General features: G+C 72.3%; 14 protein-coding genes. 10 read left to right on the top strand and 4 right to left on the bottom strand.

Annotated features, from left to right (window positions below):
* The first annotated feature begins 35 nt into the window (after window positions 1-35).
* Window positions 36-1,880, top strand: coding sequence for a 1,4-alpha-glucan branching protein GlgB (gene glgB, locus J3P38_RS14570; RefSeq protein ID WP_374222619.1), 1,845 nt, complete (start codon window positions 36-38; stop codon window positions 1,878-1,880).
* 25 nt (window positions 1,881-1,905) lie between these two features.
* Here the strand turns inward: glgB and J3P38_RS14565 are convergent, their stop codons facing one another.
* The gene (locus J3P38_RS14565; RefSeq protein WP_210504177.1) at window positions 1,906-2,784 is read right to left on the bottom strand and encodes a hypothetical protein; all 879 of its coding nucleotides are present in this window, start codon (window positions 2,782-2,784) and stop codon (window positions 1,906-1,908) included.
* A gap of 173 nt (window positions 2,785-2,957) precedes the next feature.
* Between J3P38_RS14565 and J3P38_RS14560 the strand changes: the two genes are divergently transcribed.
* The 3 genes from J3P38_RS14560 to ppdK all read left to right on the top strand — a co-directional run bounded on the left by J3P38_RS14560 (window position 2,958) and on the right by ppdK (window position 8,328).
* On the top strand, window positions 2,958-4,802 hold the full coding sequence (locus J3P38_RS14560) for a multicopper oxidase domain-containing protein (RefSeq protein WP_210504176.1): 1,845 nt from the start codon (window positions 2,958-2,960) through the stop codon (window positions 4,800-4,802).
* A gap of 80 nt (window positions 4,803-4,882) precedes the next feature.
* On the top strand, window positions 4,883-5,635 hold the full coding sequence (locus tag J3P38_RS18455; RefSeq protein WP_210504175.1) for an NUDIX hydrolase: 753 nt from the start codon (window positions 4,883-4,885) through the stop codon (window positions 5,633-5,635).
* Between the two features lie 14 nt (window positions 5,636-5,649).
* The gene (gene ppdK, locus J3P38_RS14550) at window positions 5,650-8,328 is read left to right on the top strand and encodes a pyruvate, phosphate dikinase (RefSeq protein ID WP_210504174.1); all 2,679 of its coding nucleotides are present in this window, start codon (window positions 5,650-5,652) and stop codon (window positions 8,326-8,328) included.
* Here ppdK and J3P38_RS14545 read toward each other — a convergent pair.
* Window positions 8,314-9,246, bottom strand: a complete 933-nt coding sequence (locus J3P38_RS14545) for a tetratricopeptide repeat protein (protein WP_210504173.1) — start codon at window positions 9,244-9,246, stop codon at window positions 8,314-8,316. The genes ppdK and J3P38_RS14545 overlap by 15 nt on opposite strands.
* 58 nt (window positions 9,247-9,304) lie before the next feature.
* Here J3P38_RS14545 and J3P38_RS14540 point away from each other — a divergent pair, with 58 nt between their 5' ends.
* From J3P38_RS14540 to J3P38_RS14530, 3 genes are all read left to right on the top strand, one after another.
* Window positions 9,305-9,892 (top strand): GtrA family protein, encoded by a 588-nt coding sequence (locus J3P38_RS14540; protein WP_210504172.1) that lies wholly within the window; start codon window positions 9,305-9,307, stop codon window positions 9,890-9,892.
* A gap of 179 nt (window positions 9,893-10,071) precedes the next feature.
* Complete coding sequence (locus tag J3P38_RS14535; RefSeq protein WP_210504171.1) at window positions 10,072-10,428, top strand: roadblock/LC7 domain-containing protein; 357 nt, start codon at window positions 10,072-10,074, stop codon at window positions 10,426-10,428.
* A 418-nt stretch (window positions 10,429-10,846) separates the two neighbouring features.
* On the top strand, window positions 10,847-11,203 hold the full coding sequence (locus J3P38_RS14530; RefSeq protein WP_210504170.1) for a hypothetical protein: 357 nt from the start codon (window positions 10,847-10,849) through the stop codon (window positions 11,201-11,203).
* On the opposite strand, the gene meaB is transcribed toward J3P38_RS14530, so the two are convergent.
* Both meaB and J3P38_RS14520 read right to left on the bottom strand, forming a co-directional pair.
* Complete coding sequence (gene meaB / locus J3P38_RS14525) at window positions 11,186-12,073, bottom strand: methylmalonyl Co-A mutase-associated GTPase MeaB (protein ID WP_307807927.1); 888 nt, start codon at window positions 12,071-12,073, stop codon at window positions 11,186-11,188. The two genes, J3P38_RS14530 and meaB, sit on opposite strands and share 18 nt — an antisense overlap.
* A gap of 88 nt (window positions 12,074-12,161) precedes the next feature.
* Window positions 12,162-13,349 carry an acetyl-CoA C-acetyltransferase gene (locus J3P38_RS14520; protein WP_210504168.1) on the bottom strand — a complete coding sequence of 396 codons (1,188 nt, stop codon included), beginning with the start codon at window positions 13,347-13,349 and terminating at the stop codon, window positions 12,162-12,164.
* A gap of 151 nt (window positions 13,350-13,500) precedes the next feature.
* On the opposite strand from J3P38_RS14520, the gene mce reads away from it, so the two are divergent.
* From mce to J3P38_RS14505, 3 genes are all read left to right on the top strand, one after another.
* The gene (gene mce / locus J3P38_RS14515; protein WP_210504167.1) at window positions 13,501-13,974 is read left to right on the top strand and encodes a methylmalonyl-CoA epimerase; all 474 of its coding nucleotides are present in this window, start codon (window positions 13,501-13,503) and stop codon (window positions 13,972-13,974) included.
* 88 nt (window positions 13,975-14,062) lie between these two features.
* On the top strand, window positions 14,063-15,403 hold the full coding sequence (gene ccrA, locus J3P38_RS14510) for a crotonyl-CoA carboxylase/reductase (RefSeq protein ID WP_210504166.1): 1,341 nt from the start codon (window positions 14,063-14,065) through the stop codon (window positions 15,401-15,403).
* A 128-nt stretch (window positions 15,404-15,531) separates the two neighbouring features.
* On the top strand, window positions 15,532-16,866 hold the full coding sequence (locus J3P38_RS14505) for a coiled-coil domain-containing protein (protein WP_210504165.1): 1,335 nt from the start codon (window positions 15,532-15,534) through the stop codon (window positions 16,864-16,866).
* The last annotated feature ends 114 nt before the right edge of the window (window positions 16,867-16,980 follow it).

The following is a 16,980-nucleotide window of genomic DNA, read 5'->3' as shown; positions in this document are numbered from 1 at the left end:
AGGCACCGGTCGCGCACGCACCGGGCGAGCTCGACCTGCACCTCATCGGCGAGGGACGCCACGAGCTCCTCTGGACGGTGCTCGGCTCCCAGGTCGCCCCCGACGGCACGTCGTTCCGCGTGTGGGCCCCCAATGCGATGGAGGTGCAGGTCGCCGGCGAGTGGGCCGGCTGGGACGGCTCGGCGCACCCGATGACGCGCCTGGACGGCTCCGGGGTGTGGCACGCCTGGGTCGAGGGCGCCGGCGTCGGCGCGCAGTACAAGTACCGCATCCGCGGCGCGGACGGCCAGTGGGTCGACCGTGCCGACCCGCTGGCGCAGTACACCGAGAAGGCGCCCAGCTCGGCCTCGGTCGTGTGGCAGTCCCAGCACGAGTGGGGCGACGACGCCTGGCTCGAGGCGCGCCGGACCCGGCAGCCGGTCGACGAGGCGATGTCGATCTACGAGGTGCACCTCGCCTCGTGGCGCAAGCACTACTCCGGCGACCTCTACTCCTGGGACGAGATCGCCGACGCGCTGGTCCCCTACGTCTCCGACCTCGGCTTCACCCACGTGGAGTTCATGCCGGTCATGCAGCACCCGTTCGGCGGCTCGTGGGGCTACCACGTGACGTCGTACTTCGCCACGGACGCCCGGTTCGGCGACCCCGACGGGCTCAAGCGGCTCATCGACCGGCTCCACCAGGCCGGCATCGGCGTGATCCTCGACTGGGTGCCCGGGCACTTCGCCACCGACGAGTGGGCGCTGGCGCGCTTCGACGGCACCCCGCTCTACGAGGACCCCAACCCCCAGCGCGGCTGGCACAAGGAGTGGGGTTCGCACATCTTCAACTTCGGGCGCAACGAGGTGCGCAACTTCCTCTACGCGAACGCCGTGTTCTGGCTCGAGGAGTTCCACGCCGACGGCCTGCGGGTCGACGGCGTCGCCTCGATGCTCTACCTCGACTACGCCCGCGAGCACGGCGAGTGGTCGCCCAACAAGTACGGCGGACGGGAGAACCTCGAGGCGGTGCAGTTCCTCCAGGAGATGAACGCCACCGTCTACAAGCGGGTCCCCGGCATCGTCACGATCGCGGAGGAGTCGACGGCGTGGCCCGGCGTCACCGGCCCCACCCGCGACGGCGGCCTCGGCTTCGGCTTCAAGTGGAACATGGGCTGGATGCACGACTCGCTGAACTACGTCGCCAAGGACCCGCTCTACCGCAGCCACCACCACGGGCAGATGACCTTCTCGCTGGTCTACGCCTTCGCGGAGAACTACGTCCTGCCCATCAGCCACGACGAGGTGGTCCACGGCAAGGGCTCGCTGCTGCGCAAGATGCCGGGCGACCGGTGGCAGCAGCTGGCCAACCTCCGCGCCTACCTCGCCTACATGTGGGCGCACCCGGGCAAGCAGCTGCTCTTCATGGGGTGCGAGCTGGGCCAGGAGTCGGAGTGGGCCGAGAGCCGCGAGCTCGACTGGTGGCTGCTCGAGCACCCCGAGCACGCCGGGGTGCACGCGATGGTCCGGGACATGAACGCCGCGTACAAGGCGACCGGCGCCCTGTGGGGCCGCGACAACGACCCCGAGGGCTTCCAGTGGATCGACGCCAACGACGCCGGCCGCAACACCTTCTCGTTCGTCCGGCGCGCGCACGGCGAGCCCGACCTGGTGTGCGTCAGCAACTTCGCCGGCACCCCCCACGAGGGCTACCGCCTCGGCCTGCCGTCGGCGGGCACCTGGACGGAGATCCTCAACACCGACGCTGACGTCTACCACGGCTCCGGCGTCGGCAACCTCGGCTCCATCCGCGCCGTCGACGGCGAGCACCACGGGCAGCCGGCACACGCCGACATCGTCGTGCCTCCGCTGGCGACCGTGTGGTTCCGGGCCGCCGACTGACGCGGCCCGGAACCGGTTCCGCCGGCTAGGTGAGGTTGATCATCCGCAGCATCCCCATGAGGGCGTGCGGCATGCCCTGCATCTCGGGGTCCGGGAAGAAGCACATCACGACGTACTGCCCGGGCGGCAGGTCGTAGTCGACGGTCATGCTCCGTCCCGGGCTGAGCGAGCCGGTCTCCATCGACCCCGGGAGCACCCACGACGGGGGCGGCCCCTCCTCCCCGCTCTGCAGGAACTGCAGCACCTGGTCGGTGGTGGTCCCGGCAGCCACCTGCTGGAGCACCACGAAGTGGGGCACCGCGGCGCTGCGCTTGTTCTTGAACAGGAACCGGCCGTTCGCGGGGAGCGTCGAGGCGCCGCCCCACGCGAGACCGCGCTTGGCGAGGATGCGGCCGTCGGTCCGCGGCGCGGAGGACGACCTCACCGGCCCACGGACGACCAACGTCTTGCCGGTCACCACTCCGCGCTGGCCGATGGCGAACGGCGTGTAGGCACCCGGGCGCGGGAAGACGATGGTGCCGGAGCCACCGCCGGCGAAGCCGCCGATGATCGTGGCGTTCCGGATCGCTCGCTTGAGCGCCTTCATGTCGTTCTTCGCGCCGAACCTGTTGACGTCCCGGGTGAAGTCGGCGACGTCGTAGCCCTTGTCGAACGTCACGAACTCGACGATCCCGGCGCCCTTGACGGCGAAGTGGACCCGGCCCGCCCTCAGGCGGTCGGCGCCCTTGACCCTGATCGTCTTCTTGGTCAGCGTCGCGGTGAGGTGGGGCATGGCGGCTCGTGCCGTCGGTGTGGCGGCGCTCGCGGCACCGGCGGTCGTGGGAGCGACGAGCAGGGGCGAGGTGGCGAGCGCGGTGGCGCACACGACCGCCACCGCCCTGCGCAGTCTGGTCGGCACGTGCATGGTGGTCCAACCCTTCTGGAGAGTGCGTGCCGGACGTCGGCACAGCAGCACCTTCCAGTGAAGGCACGGTCGTCCGCGCTTGTCATCATCCACTTTCGTGACGTCGCGGCCAGGTCCAGACCACCGTCGCCCGGGAGGTGCCGGTCCCCCGTCGCTGGTGCACACTCGGGACGATGACGTGGACCCTGCGTAGCAGGCCGACTGCGTGGCTGGTCGGCATCGTGGCGTGCGCGATGGCGCTCGTGATCCCCGACCTGGGTACGGCGCCGGGCGGGCGGACGGCGTCCGCCGAGCCGGTCCGCAACGCGACCATCGTCATCGAGGAAGGTGGTGCCCGGACGGGCTTCGCGACGCCGGAGGTGACCGTGGGCGGCGGCGGCGCCGTCACGGTGGTCAACCTCGACTCGATGGACCACACGGTCACGTCGGTCGCCCGCGCCGCCGACGGGACGCCCGTGTTCGACGTACGCGTCCCTGCCGGGACGTCCGCGACCGTGCCGGGCGTCGGCACCCTCGCCGCCGGCCCGTGGGCGTTCTTCTGCAAGCTGCACCCGGGCATGCGCGGCGTGATCACCGTCGAGGGGGTCGCCGGTGGCGTCGAGCCGGTGGACACCCGCTTCGAGCAGCCCCTGGTCGTCCCCGCCACCCGCCGGGGCGCCGACGTCAGGCTCGTCATGCGCCGCGCCCGGGTGCGGGTGCTCCCGCACGGACGGCGCACCGCGATGTGGACCTACGACGGCACCTACCCCGGACCGACGATCAAGCGGCGCGGGGGGCGTGGCACCGAGGTCACCGTCGTCAACCGCCTACCTCGCGGCGCCGGAGCCATGTCGACGCACCTGCACGGCGACCACCACGCGCCCGCGGACGACGGGCAGCCCACCACCCACCTCGTCCGACGCGGCGGCGAGCGTACCTACGACTACCCGCTGGTGGTCGACGGCCGCCCCGAGCCAGGCTCGTTCTTCTGGTACCACGACCACCGCATGGACCGCACCGCTCGCAACAACTGGCGCGGCCTGCAGGGGATGTTCATCGTCACCGACCCGCCCAGGCGCGGGTTACGGCTGCCGACGGGCCGTCGCGACCTGCCCCTCATGGTGTCCGAGCGGTCGTTCAGCGCAGCCAACCAGCTCACGGACCCCTTCGCCCACGGCCCCGAGATGGTGGGCCACCACGGCGAGATGGCGTGGAGCGGACCGCACGCACCGCCGGACGACGCGACGGTGGGCGACAAGGTGCTGGTCAACGGTCGTTTCGCGCCGTACCTCGACGTGTCGGCGACCCGCTACCGGCTCCGCCTCCTCAACTCCTCGCCGTTCTCGAGCTACAACTTCACGCTGTCCGACGGCAGGCCGTTCCTGCACATCGGCACCGGCAGCGGCCTGCTGCCCAAGGCGGTGGTGCGGTCGAGCGTGCTGCTCGGTCCCGCCCAGCGCGCCGACGTGATCGTGGACTTCAGCGGTGCCACCGGGCAGCGCCTCGTGCTCGCGTCGGTGCCCGCCGCGGCCGGAGCCACCGGTGACGACGCGCGGGAGACATCCGTGATGGAGTTCCGGGTCGGTGCCCCCGCCCGCGACGCCTCGCGGCTGCCGTCGCGACTGCCGTCGCCCGAGCTGGTGTCGCCCGTCCCGGCCAAGGTGTCGCAGACGTGGACGTTCGGGCTCGAGGAGTCCGCGCACAGCAGCTACTGGTCCATCAACGGCCGCGCCTTCGACCCCGGTCGTGTCGACCACCGCCCCCGCCTCGGCACCGTGGAGCGGTGGCGCTTCCGCAACACCAGCGACGTGACCCACTACGTCCACATCCACGCCGAGCAGTGGCGCACGCTCCTGCGCGACGGCAAGCGGCCACCGCCGTGGGAACGGGGCCTGGAGGACACCTGGCGGCTCGAGCCCGGGGAGCAGGTCGAGGTCGCCGCCCGCTTCACCGACTACACCGGGCCGTTCATGATCCACTGCCACATGCTCGACCACGAGGACCACGGGATGATGGCTCGCTTCGACGTCGTGCGCTGACGCGACGTCGGGCGGACCCTCCCCGGCGGCACCTCGAACGTCCGCGGCTCCCTCCGGGCAGGGCTCGCTAGGGTGGCCGGGTGGCAGACCCCCGGGACTCGATCAGCGTGACGACCGTCGCCGACGGCGTGGCCAGGATCCATTGGGAGGGAGCGCCGACCACCGACGCCCTGCGCCACGAGGTCGCGGCGGCCCTGACCGAGCACAGCCGGGTCGAGGCGCTCGTCGCGATCGACGACGCGGCCGGCCAGAGGGCCGCGACGTGGGCGGGGCTGCACCGCGAGGGCGTACGCCGGAGCGTGGACGACGACGGCGGGCAGTCCGACCACGTCGTCTACGCCCGCCTGGTCACCGACGCGCCGGTCCAGGAGCCCGGGGGCTTCCGGGCGCTCCTCAACTCGTTCCTGCCCCGCAAGCGGGCGATCGCCCAGATGCTCCTGCGCGACACCGAGGGACGCGTCCTGCTGTGCCGGCTCACCTACAAGCGCGACTGGGACCTGCCCGGCGGCGTGGTCGAGGTCGGGGAGTCGCCGCGGGTGGCGGTCCAGCGCGAGGTCGAGGAGGAGCTCGGCCTGCAGATCGAGCCCCGCGGCCTGGTCCTCACCGACTGGCTCCCTCCGTGGGGCGGCTGGGACGACGCCGTCTGCCTGGTCTTCGACGGTGGCACCCACCCCACCTCGGTCCTCGCCGGGGTGGTCATGCAGGAGCGCGAGATCCGCGACGTGCGCTTCTGCACCCTGGAGGAGGTCGACGAGCTGGCGGCCGACTTCACCGCCCGCCGGGTGCGAGCCGCGGTCGGCGGCACGGAGGCGTATACGGAGTCCGGTCGCTGAGGCAGGATGCCCTCATGACCTGGGTCTACGACTTCTCAGAGGGCAGCAAGGACCAGAAGGACCTGCTGGGCGGCAAGGGCGCCAACCTGGCCGAGATGACGAACCTCGGCCTGCCGGTGCCGCCGGGCTTCACCATCTCGACCGAGACGTGCCGGGCCTACCTCGGCGAGGGCGGCGAGCCGGACGGGCTGGCCGAGGAGGTCAGCGAGCACCTCGCCGCGCTCGAGGAGGCGATGGGCAAGAAGCTCGGCGACGCCGACGACCCGCTGCTCGTCTCGGTGCGCTCGGGAGCGAAGTTCTCCATGCCCGGGATGATGGAGACGGTCCTCAACGTGGGACTGAACGACACCTCGGTCGGCGGGCTCGCCGCGCGCAGCGAGTCCGAGCGCTTCGCGCAGGACTCCTACCGCCGGCTGCTCCAGATGTTCGGCGGCACCGTCCTGCACGTGGACGCCGAGCTGTTCTCCGACGCCCTCGACGAGGCGAAGCGGAGCAAGGGCACCGACTCCGACCTCGACCTCGACGCCGACGACCTCCGCGGGCTCGTCGAGACCTTCAAGGGCATCATCGAGCAGGAGACGGGACGCGCCTTCCCGCAGGACCCCCGCGAGCAGCTCGACCTCGCGATCCGCGCGGTCTTCGATTCCTGGAACACCGACCGGGCGCGGCTCTACCGTCGCCAGGAGCGCATTCCCGAGGACCTCGGCACCGCCGTCAACGTCCAGGCCATGGTCTTCGGCAACTTCGGCATGGACTCCGGCTCGGGCGTGGCCTTCACCCGCGATCCCGCGAGCGGCGAGCAGGGCGTCTACGGCGACTACCTGCAGAACGCCCAGGGCGAGGACGTCGTCGCCGGCATCCGCAACACGGTGTCGCTGGCCGACATGGCGCAGATCGACCAGCGGTCCTACGACGACCTGATGGAGATCATGACGCGGCTGGAGAGGCACTACCGCGACATGTGCGACATCGAGTTCACCGTCGAGCGCGGCAAGCTGTGGATGCTCCAGACACGTGTCGGCAAGCGCACCCCCGAGGCGGCGTTCCGGATCGCCGTGCACATGGTCGACGAGGGCCTGATCCAGATGGACGAGGCGGTCCTGCGGGTGAGCGGCGACCAGCTCGCGCAGCTGATGTTCCCGCGCTTCGACGCCGGGGCCGAGCGCACGCTGCTGGCGAAGGGCATGAACGCCTCCCCCGGTGCGGCCGTCGGCAAGGTGGTCTTCGACTCCGACACGGCCGTGGAGTGGGCCGAGCGTGGCGAGGACGTCATCCTCGTCCGCAAGGAGACCAACCCCGACGACCTGCGCGGCATGGTGGCCGCTCGCGGCATCCTCACCAGCCGCGGCGGCAAGACCTCCCACGCCGCCGTGGTGGCCCGGGGCATGGGGCGTACGTGCGTGTGCGGAGCCGAGTCGCTCGACGTCGACGCCAAGGCGCGGGAGTTCCGCGTGCGCGACGGCGACACGGTCCGCGAGGGCGACGTGATCTCGATCGACGGCACGACCGGCGAGGTGTTCGCGGGCGCCGTCCCGGTCGCCGACTCCGTGGTGGTGCGCCACTTCGAGGGCGAGAAGCTCGACGACGACCTCGCCCACGCCGTGGCCCGCATCATGGCCCACGCCGACGGGGCCCGCCGCCTGCGGGTGCGCACCAACGCCGACACCCCCGACGACGCCGCCCGGGCCCGCCGCTTCGGTGCCCAGGGCATCGGCCTGTGCCGCACCGAGCACATGTTCCTCGGCGAGCGGCGGGAGCTGGTGGAGCGGCTCATCGTCGCCGAGGACGAGGCCGGCGTCGACGCCGCGCTCGCCGAGCTGCTGCCGCTGCAGCGGCAGGACTTCACCGAGATCCTCGAGGCGATGGACGGCCTGCCGGTCACGATCCGGCTCCTCGACCCACCGCTCCACGAGTTCCTCCCCGACCTCACCGAGCTCAGCGTGGAGGTGGCGCTCGCCGAGGAGCGGGGCCGGGTCGAGGAGCGGGCGGCCACCCTGCTCACCCACGTCCGCCGCCTGCACGAGCAGAACCCGATGCTCGGCCTGCGCGGCGTACGCCTCGGCATCCAGATCCCGGGCCTGTTCCGCATGCAGGGGCGCGCCATCGCGGAGGCCGCCGCCGACCGGATGGCCGCGCACGGCACCCCGCGGCCGGAGATCATGGTGCCGCTGGTCGCCAGCGTCCGCGAGCTCGAGATCGTGCGGGCCGAGCTCGACCAGCAGATCGCCGAGGTCGAGGAGGAGCGCGGTGTGAAGCTCGACATCTCGATCGGCACGATGATCGAGCTGCCCCGGGCGGCGTTCCTCGCCGACCGGATCGCGAAGTCCGCGGACTTCTTCTCCTTCGGCACCAACGACCTCACCCAGATGGCGTGGGGCTTCTCGCGCGACGACGTGGAGTCCTCGTTCTTCTCGCGCTACTTCGAGCACGGCATCTTCGACGTGTCGCCGTTCGAGTCGCTGGACCAGCAGGGCGTCGGCGGCATGGTCGAGATGGGCACGACGAAGGGGCGCGGCACCCGCCCCGACCTCAAGGTGGGCGTCTGTGGCGAGCACGGGGGCGACCCGCGGTCGGTGCACTTCTTCGACGACGTCGGCCTCACCTACGTCTCGTGCTCGCCCTTCCGCGTCCCGGTCGCGCGCCTCGAGGCGGGGCGGTCGGTGCTGGCGAAGCGGGACTCAGAAGAGCGCTGAGGCGAGGTTGCGGCGCCCCGCCAGCACCCGCGGGTCGTCGTTGCCGACCGCGGCGAACAGCCCGAGCAGGTGGTCGCGTGCCCTCGACCGGTCGGGATCGGCCGTCCGGGCCACGAGGTTCACCAGCCGCGTGAACGCGTCCTCGACGTGTCCGCCCAGCATGTCGAGGTCGGCGACCAGCGTCTGCGCGTCCACGTCGTCGGGGTTCTCCGCGGCGGCCGCTCGCGCCTGGTTCAGGTCGACGCCCTGCGTGCGCTGCATGACCTTCGCCATCGCGAGGCCGCCGGCGGCCTCGACGTCGGCGGGATTGGCGTCCACCAGCTTCTGGTACTCCGCGACGGCCCGGTCGATGTCACCGGCCACGAGGGCGTCCTGGGCGGGCGCGTAGCGCGGGTCGACCGCCTCCTCACCGTCCTCGTCGGGCGACGAGCTGGACCGCGGCTGGTGCCGGCCGGTGATCCCCTGCGCGGTCAGCTGCTGACCGACCTGGGTGAGCGCGGTCCGCAGCTCCTCGATCGGCAGCACGTCCTGCAGCAACGGCATCGGGCGTCCGTCGACGACGGCCACCACCAGCGGGATCGACGGGATCTGCATCGCCTGCGCGATCTGGGGGACGGCGTCGATGTCGACCAGCCCGAGCAGGAAGCGGCCCTCGTGCTCGCCGACCACGGTCGCGAGGTCGTCGGCCAGCTGGCCGCTCTCCGGCATCCGGCTGCGCGAGTAGAACGCCAGCAGCACCGGTGCGGTCATCGACTGCTCGAGCAGTCCCTGGAAGTTCTGCTGGTCCACGACGACGCTGTAGGACCCACCGCCCGAGCCCGCGCTCGCGGGTCCGCCCGCCGGAGCGGGCTGGGGAGCGGGCTTGCCGAGACCGGAGAGGTCGATGGCACCTGGACGGCTGAAGGGCTGCTGCGTCATGGCCCAATCCTAGGGAGAGGAGCCAGCCGGGAGGCGACGGGTCGGTAGCCTCGCCACCATGGGATCTCGGGGTGCCGCGCTGGTGGCGCGCCACCGGCGCAACGTCGGTCTCCTCGTCCGGTTCGGCGTCGTCGGCGCCTCGGGCGTGCTGGTCAACCTGGCCACCCTCGTGGTGCTCCGCCGGCTCGGGCCGCACTTCGACGAGGCGGTCGTGGCCCTCGGCGGCACCGACTTCAACCTGCGGTGGTACCACGTCTACTCGACCGTCGCCTTCCTCGTCGCCAACCTCACCAACTTCCAGCTCAACCGCTCCTGGACGTTCCGCAGCAGCCGCGCGGCCGGGTGGTGGCGGGAGTACTGGCCCTTCCTGGTCGTCGGCCTCGGCGGCCACGCCGTCGGACTGGCGCTGCTCACGCTCCTGCTGCACCCGCACTCGCCGGTGGCGTTGCCGACCGACGTACTGGACGACTCGACCGGCCTGCGCACCCGGCTCTACTGGGCGCAGCTGGCGGTCATCGTGCTGGTCACGCCCCTGTCCTTCGTGCTGAATAAGCTGTGGACCTTCGCTGCCGTGCGGACAGGACACGCTGACCTCGCCGACCCGTTGCACGAGGACCGGGTGATGCCCGCGGAGGACGCGGCCTGAGGCCTGGCCGTGCTGACGGGCCGTGCCTAGACAAACCTTGGTCGGGTTTCGCGAAAACGACTCCCGCCGCCGAACGTCACGGCTACCGTTCCCCCAGTCCCGCCACCCTGACACCACAACGCGGGACACGGCCGGGCAGCCGGTCGAGGTCAGCCCAAAACCCCTGGAGGAAGCAACACATGTCGGACAAGTACGACGCCATTCTCGAAGACATCGCGGCCGGCGTGAACGGCTTCATCGGTGCCTCGATCGTCGACCTCGAGAGCGGGATGCCGCTGGCCACGAAGGCCACTCGGGACTTCGACCTCGACACCGCGAGCGCCTACAACAGCGAGCTGGTCAAGGCGAAGCTCAACACGATGCGCATCCTCAACCTCTCCGGTCTCGAGGACATGCTGCTGACGCTGCAGACCCAGCTGCACCTGATCAAGCTCGTCGGCACCGAGGCCTTCATCTACGTCGCGGCCGACCGACAGTCGACGAACCTCGCCCTCCTGCGCAGCGCCGTGAACCGGGCGGCCGTCGGCCTGGGCTGAGCCGCCCGACGGCGTCCGTGAGCGAGCACCCCACGACAGAGACGAGGCATCGGTGAGCGCGGAACGCGCGAACCCGTCGCGCTGGCGGCGGCGCCGCTCCGACGCACCCGTGGACGGTCCAGAGGACGGTCCCGAAGGCGGTCCCGAGGGCGGCCCGGAGGGCGCGTCCGGGACGCCCAGCGTCAGCGGCCCCGAGACACCTTCGGTCGATCCTGTGCCGCGTCCTCGCGCCGCGACGTCGAGCCGCGGGCCGGGGGCGTCGGGGGGCTCGTGGGCGGGACGGGCCTCGGACCACCGGCGCGCCCAGGTCCGTGCCCGTGGACCCGAACGGGAAGCCGAGGGGCAGACCGGGCCCGTGGACTCCACCCGCGGACAGGACCGGCCCCTTCGGCGAGCGGTCGAACGAGCCTGGACGCACGTGGTGGACACGCTCGAGCACGACCTCGGCGCGGTCAGCTCGGTCCTGCTGTGCACGGCTGCGGGGGTCCCCCTGGCCGCCGACGGGTTGCCCGACGCCGAGGTGCGGAGGGCAGCCCGTCTCACCGGCGGCATGTTCGCGGCCGGTCGCGAGCTCGGAGGCCGCGGCGAGGGTCTGCAGACCATCCAGCTCTCCTCGGGTGAGCAGCACACGGTCATCGCCGCGGTACCCGTGCCGGGGCAGGAGACGCTCGTGCTGTCCGCGACGGCGGAGGGAGTCGGACTCGGCGTGCTGCTCGTGCGGACGCGCCAGGTCGTCGACGACCTCCGCGAAGTCCTGTCAGCTGCGGCGGAGTAGCTCGTCGGCGGCGGCGTACGGGTCGACGTCGCCGTTCGCCACCCGGTCGGCCAGGGTGTCGAGCGCGGCGCCGCCGTCGGTGCCCCACCGCTCGCGCAGGGTCGCGAGGGCGATCGCCTCCACCTCGCGGCGCGCCCGGAGCGTACGCCGCCGCGCCAGCCCGCCCGACTCGGCGAGCCACGCGGCGTGCCGCTCGATCTCGGCGAGCAGCTCGTCAATCCCCTGCCCCGTGCTCGCGACGGTCTGCAGCACCGGCGGCCGCCACGCGCCTTCCGGCCGGTCGGCCATCGAGAGCATGGTGCGCAGCTCGCGACGGGTGCGGTCGGCGCCCTCCCGGTCGGCCTTGTTGACCGCGTAGACGTCGCCCACCTCGAGGATGCCCGCCTTCGCGGCCTGGATGCCGTCGCCCATCCCGGGCGCCAGCAGCACGAGGGTCGTGTCGGCGAGCCCGGCCACCTCGACCTCGCTCTGGCCGACCCCGACGGTCTCCACGACGACGACGTCGCACCCGGCTGCGTCCAGCACGCGAACCGCCTGCGGGGTCGACCGGGCGAGGCCGCCGAGGTGCCCGCGGGCACCCATGGAGCGGATGAAGACGTCGCGGTCGAGGGCGTGGTCGCCCATCCGCACGCGGTCGCCGAGGAGCGCACCGCCGGAGAAGGGCGAGGACGGGTCCACGGCCAGCACGCCGACGCGCCGCCCGGCGCGCCGCATGGCGGTCACCAGGGCGTTGGTGGTGGTCGACTTGCCCACGCCCGGCGCGCCGGTGACGCCCAGCACGTGCGCCCGCCCGGCATTCGGGCCGAGCGCGGACATGACCTCGCGCAGCAGCGGCGAGGCGTCCTCCACGAGGGTGATGAGGCGGGCCACGGCCGCCGGATCACCCTCGCGCGCTCGCCCGACGAGCGCGGGGACCCCTGCGGCGCCCCGCCTCGTCACGCGCGTCCCGCGCGCGTCGTCACGCGGGGACGCGGACGATCAGGGCGTCGCCCTGGCCGCCGCCACCGCACAGAGCAGCCGCCCCGACGCCGCCGCCGCGGCGCTTGAGCTCGAGGGCGAGCGTGAGCACCACCCGGGTGCCCGACATGCCGACGGGATGGCCGAGCGCGATGGCACCGCCGTTGACGTTCACCTTGGCGTCCTCGATGCCGAGCTCGCGCGCCGAGGAGATGCCGACCGCGGCGAAGGCCTCGTTGAACTCCACCAGGTCCAGGTCAGCGGGCGAGATGCCCTCCTTCTCGCACGCCTTGGCCGTCGCCGCGGCGGGCTGGAGCTGCAGCGTGGAGTCGGGTCCGGCGACCTGGCCGTGGGCGCCGATCTCGGCGAGCCAGGTCAGACCGAGCTCCTCGGCCTTGGCCTTGCTCATCACCACGACGGCGGCCGCCCCGTCGGAGATCTGGGAGGCCGAGCCGGCGGTGACCGTGCCGTCCTTGCTGAAGGCGGGGCGCAGCCGGGCCAGGGACTCGACGGTGGTGTCACCCCGCACGCCCTCGTCCTCCGCGACGACTATCGGGTCGCCCTTGCGCTGCGGCACCTCCACCGGCACCACCTCGTCGGCGAAGACGCCGTTCTTCCAGGCGACGGCGGCCTTCTGGTGGGAGTAGGCCGCGAAGGTGTCCTGCTCCTCGCGGGTGAGGTTCGCGCCCGCGGCGTTGCACTCCTCGGTGAGCAGGCCCATCGCCTGCGAGGTGAACTGGTCGAAGAGCGCGTCGTAGGCCATGGAGTCGACGAGCTTCACGTCGCCGAACTTCACGCCCTCGCGCGACTTCGGCAGGAAGTGCGGGGCCTGGGTCATCGACTCCATGCCGCCCGCGACGACGATGTCGCACTCCCCCGCGCGGACCAGCTGGTCGGCCAGCGCGATGGCGTTGAGGCCGGAGAGGCAGACCTTGTTGATGGTGATCGACGGCACCGACATCGGGATGCCGCCCTTCACGGCGGCCATCCGGGCGGGGTTCTGTCCCGCACCGGCCTGGATGACCTGGCCCATGATGACGTAGTCGACCTGCTCGCCGCTCACGCCCGCCTTGTCGAGCGCGCCCTTGATGGCGATCCCGCCGAGGTCGGCGGCCGAGAAGTCCTTCAGCCCGCCGAGCAGGCGTCCGATCGGGGTGCGCGCCCCCGCGACGATGACGGAACCGGTCATGAGCTCTCCTCCAGGCGTGCGGGTGTCGGGTGCTTCGTCCGTCGACGATACCCATGCGCCGCCCCGGGCGGCAGGGTGCGCACCCGGGCCGCGATGAGGCGCACGTCACACCCGCTCGCGCGGCGCACCGCCCGAGTGCACGATGTCGGCCATGACCACACCCGCACCGCCCGGCGACCCGCTCGGCGACGTCCGCCACCTGTTCACCGCCATCGACCACGTCGGGATCGCGGTGCCCGACCTGGACGAGGCCATGGCGTTCTACCGCGACGTCTACGGCATGGAGATCCTCCACGAGGAGGTCAACGAGGAGCAGGGGGTGCGCGAGGCGATGGTCGGCGTCGGGAACTCCGGCTCCTGCATCCAGCTGTTGGCGCCGCTGACGGCGGAGTCCACGATCGCGAAGTTCCTCGACCGCAACGGTCCCGGCATCCAGCAGCTGGCCTTCCGCGTGGCGGACGTCGAGCACGTGGCGGACGTCCTGCGTGGGCGCGGGCTGCGCCTGCTGTACGACGCACCGAGGCGGGGCACGTCGGACAGCCGCGTGAACTTCGTCCACCCCAAGGACGCGGGCGGCGTGCTCGTCGAGCTCGTCGAGCCCGCCACGGGCGCGACGCACGCCTGAGCGACGTACGTCACACCTTCGACCGCCCGAGGTTACTCGCCGGTACCTTGACCCGAATCGTGCCACCGACGCCCACCAGGAGACGCCCGTGCAGAACATCCTCGAAGCCATCCAGTCCGGCGAGGCCACGTCCGAGGACTTCGCCGCCCTCGAGCTCCCCGAGTCCTACCGCGCCGCCTTCGTGAAGAAGGACGAGGTGGACATGTTCGAGGGGCTGCCGTCGAAGGAGAAGGACCCGCGCCGGTCGATCCACGTCGACGAGGTGCCGCTGCCCGAGCTCGGTCCCGGCGAGGCCTTCGTGGCCGTCATGGCCAGCGCGATCAACTACAACACGGTGTGGACCTCGATCTTCGAGCCCGTGTCCACCTTCGGCTTCCTGGAGCGCTACGGCCGCAGCAGCGAGCTCACCAAGCGCCACGACCTGCCCTACCACGTGGTCGGCTCCGACCTCTCCGGCGTCGTGCTCAAGGCCGGCCCGGGCGTGACCCGCTGGAAGCCGGGCGACCGCGTCGTGGCCCACTGCCTGTCGGTGGAGCTCGAGGGCCCCGACGGCCACAACGACACGATGCTCGACACCGAGCAGCGGATCTGGGGCTTCGAGACCAACTTCGGCGGTCTTGCCGACGTGGCGATGGTCAAGGCCAACCAGCTCATGCCCAAGCCCGAGCACCTCACCTGGGAGGAGGCCGCCTCCCCGGGCCTGGTGAACTGCACGGCGTACCGCCAGCTCGTGAGCACCAATGGCGGCAACATGAAGCAGGGCGACAACGTGCTGATCTGGGGGGCGTCGGGAGGCCTCGGCGGTTTCGCGACCCAGTACGCCCTCAACGGCGGCGCGACGCCGGTGTGCGTGGTGTCCAACGAGGAGAAGGCGAGGATCGCCCGCAGCATGGGAGCGGAGCTGATCATCAACCGCTCCGAGGAGGGCTACAAGTTCTGGAACGACGAGGGCACCGAGCAGGACCCGCGCGAGTGGAAGCGCTTCGGCGCCCGCATCCGCGAGCTCACCGGCGGCGAGGACATCGACATCGTCTTCGAGCACCCCGGTCGCGAGACCTTCGGCGCCTCGGTCTTCGTCACCCGCAAGGGCGGCACCATCACCACCTGCGCCTCCACCTCGGGCTACATGCACGAGTACGACAACCGCTACCTGTGGATGAACCTCAAGCGGATCATCTCCAGCCACTTCGCCAACTACCGCGAGTCGTGGGAGGCCAACCGCCTGGTCGCGAAGGGCGCGATCCACCCGACGCTGTCGAGGACCTACCCGCTCGACGAGGTCGGCCAGGCCTCGCTCGACGTCCACCTGAACGCCCACCAGGGCAAGGTCGGGGTCCTGTGCCTCGCGCCCGAGGAGGGGCTGGGCGTCCTCGACCACGAGATGCGCGCGCAGCACGAGACGGCCATCAACCGGTTCCGGGGCGTCTGACCCCGGACCCGAGACGTCCGACACACCCCGGTTTGCCGATCCTCCGCGAGCCGGGGTGTGAACGTGTGGGGACATCGGACAGACTGGCACCGACGCAGTCCGTACGACGTGAGAGAGGGTGCCTCACCATGGCTTCCGACCAGGGCCTGTCCATCTTCGACGAGCCGGAGTCGACCGACGGCGCGGGAGAGGAGACCCAGGTCCTCCCGGTCGCCGGTGCCGAGTCGCGCGCCGCGGAGATGGCCCCCGAGGCCACCTCCGAGACGGCGCCCGAGGAGCGCGAGGTGCCCGCGGCGGTGCGGACGACCGACCCCCAGCCGACCCGCCGCTCCCCCGTCATCCCCCCGCCGGCACCGGCGGCGCGGGCCTCCGCACCGGCCCCCGCACCGGCCCCCGCGCCGGCTCGGCGCCCTGCAGCCCCGTCCGGCCCGACTCCCGTCGCCGACCGGCCGGTCCCGCCCGTCCCGCAGGGGGCTCCGCTGCCGGTGGTGCGCCGTGGCGGCTACGACAAGGCGGCCGTCGACCAGCGCGTGGGCCAGCTCCAGAGCGAGAAGGCCGGCCTCGCGACCAGCCTCGCGAGCAGCGAGCAGCGCGTCATCGAGCTCGAGGCCGAGCTCGAGCGGCTGCGGGCGGAGGTCGCCGAGATCCAGAACCCGACGTACGCCGGGCTCGGCGGCCGGGCCACCTCGATGCTCAAGCTCGCGGAGGAGGAGGCCGCCGACGTCCGCGCGGCCGCCCGGCGGGAGGCCGCCGACATCCGTGCGCAGGCCGAGCGCGACGCCCACAGCATCCGCGCCGACGCCGCCCGCGAGGCCGACGACATGCGCATGGTGCAGCTCAAGGAGCTCGACGAGATGCGCGCGCGCCTCACCGCCGACGCCGAGACCGAGCGCAGCCTGGCCAGGTCGGAGGCCGAGGACCTGCTGGCCGCCGCCCGCCGGGAGGCCGACCAGGTGCGGCTCGCCGCCCAGCAGGAGACCAACGAGCTGCGGGTGACCGCCACCCGCGAGGCCGAGCAGGCCCGCGCGGCCGCCGACCGGGAGGTCCAGGAGGCGCGCCGGACGCTGGCGGTGGAGAAGGAGCGGCTGGCCCGCGAGGCGGCGGAGCACCACAGCAACGCCACCGCGGAGACCCAGCGCCTGGTGGCCGAGGCCGAGGCACGTGCCAACGCCGCCGAGCAGCGCGCCCGCGAGGCCACGGCGCAGGCCAACGCCCACCGGCAGCAGGCCCAGTCCGAGGCCGAGGGGCTGCTCGCCCGCGCCCGCCGGGAGGCCGAGCAGGTCGTCGCGTCCGCGCGCACCCAGGCCGAGTCCATCAACGCCACCCGGGTCGCGGAGGCCGAGCGCGAGCTCGCCAACATCCAGGCCGAGGTCGAGCGCGCGGCCAAGCGGCGTGACGCCATCACCGCCCAGCTCGGTGCCCTGCGCGACGTCGTCGCGGGCTTCGCCGAGGACGAGTCCTGAGCTGGCGTGCCCGGCTGCGCGACGCCGTGAGGTCCGCGCCGGAGGACGGCGACGCCACGACCTCGCGTCCGTCGCAGCCGGCACCGCCTGTCGGGGCCGTTCCCGAGGAGCTCG

The organism is Nocardioides xinjiangensis, assembly GCF_017916455.1.
Taxonomy (GTDB): domain Bacteria; phylum Actinomycetota; class Actinomycetes; order Propionibacteriales; family Nocardioidaceae; genus Nocardioides; species Nocardioides xinjiangensis.
This window is presented reverse-complemented; position numbering and strand designations above follow the sequence as displayed.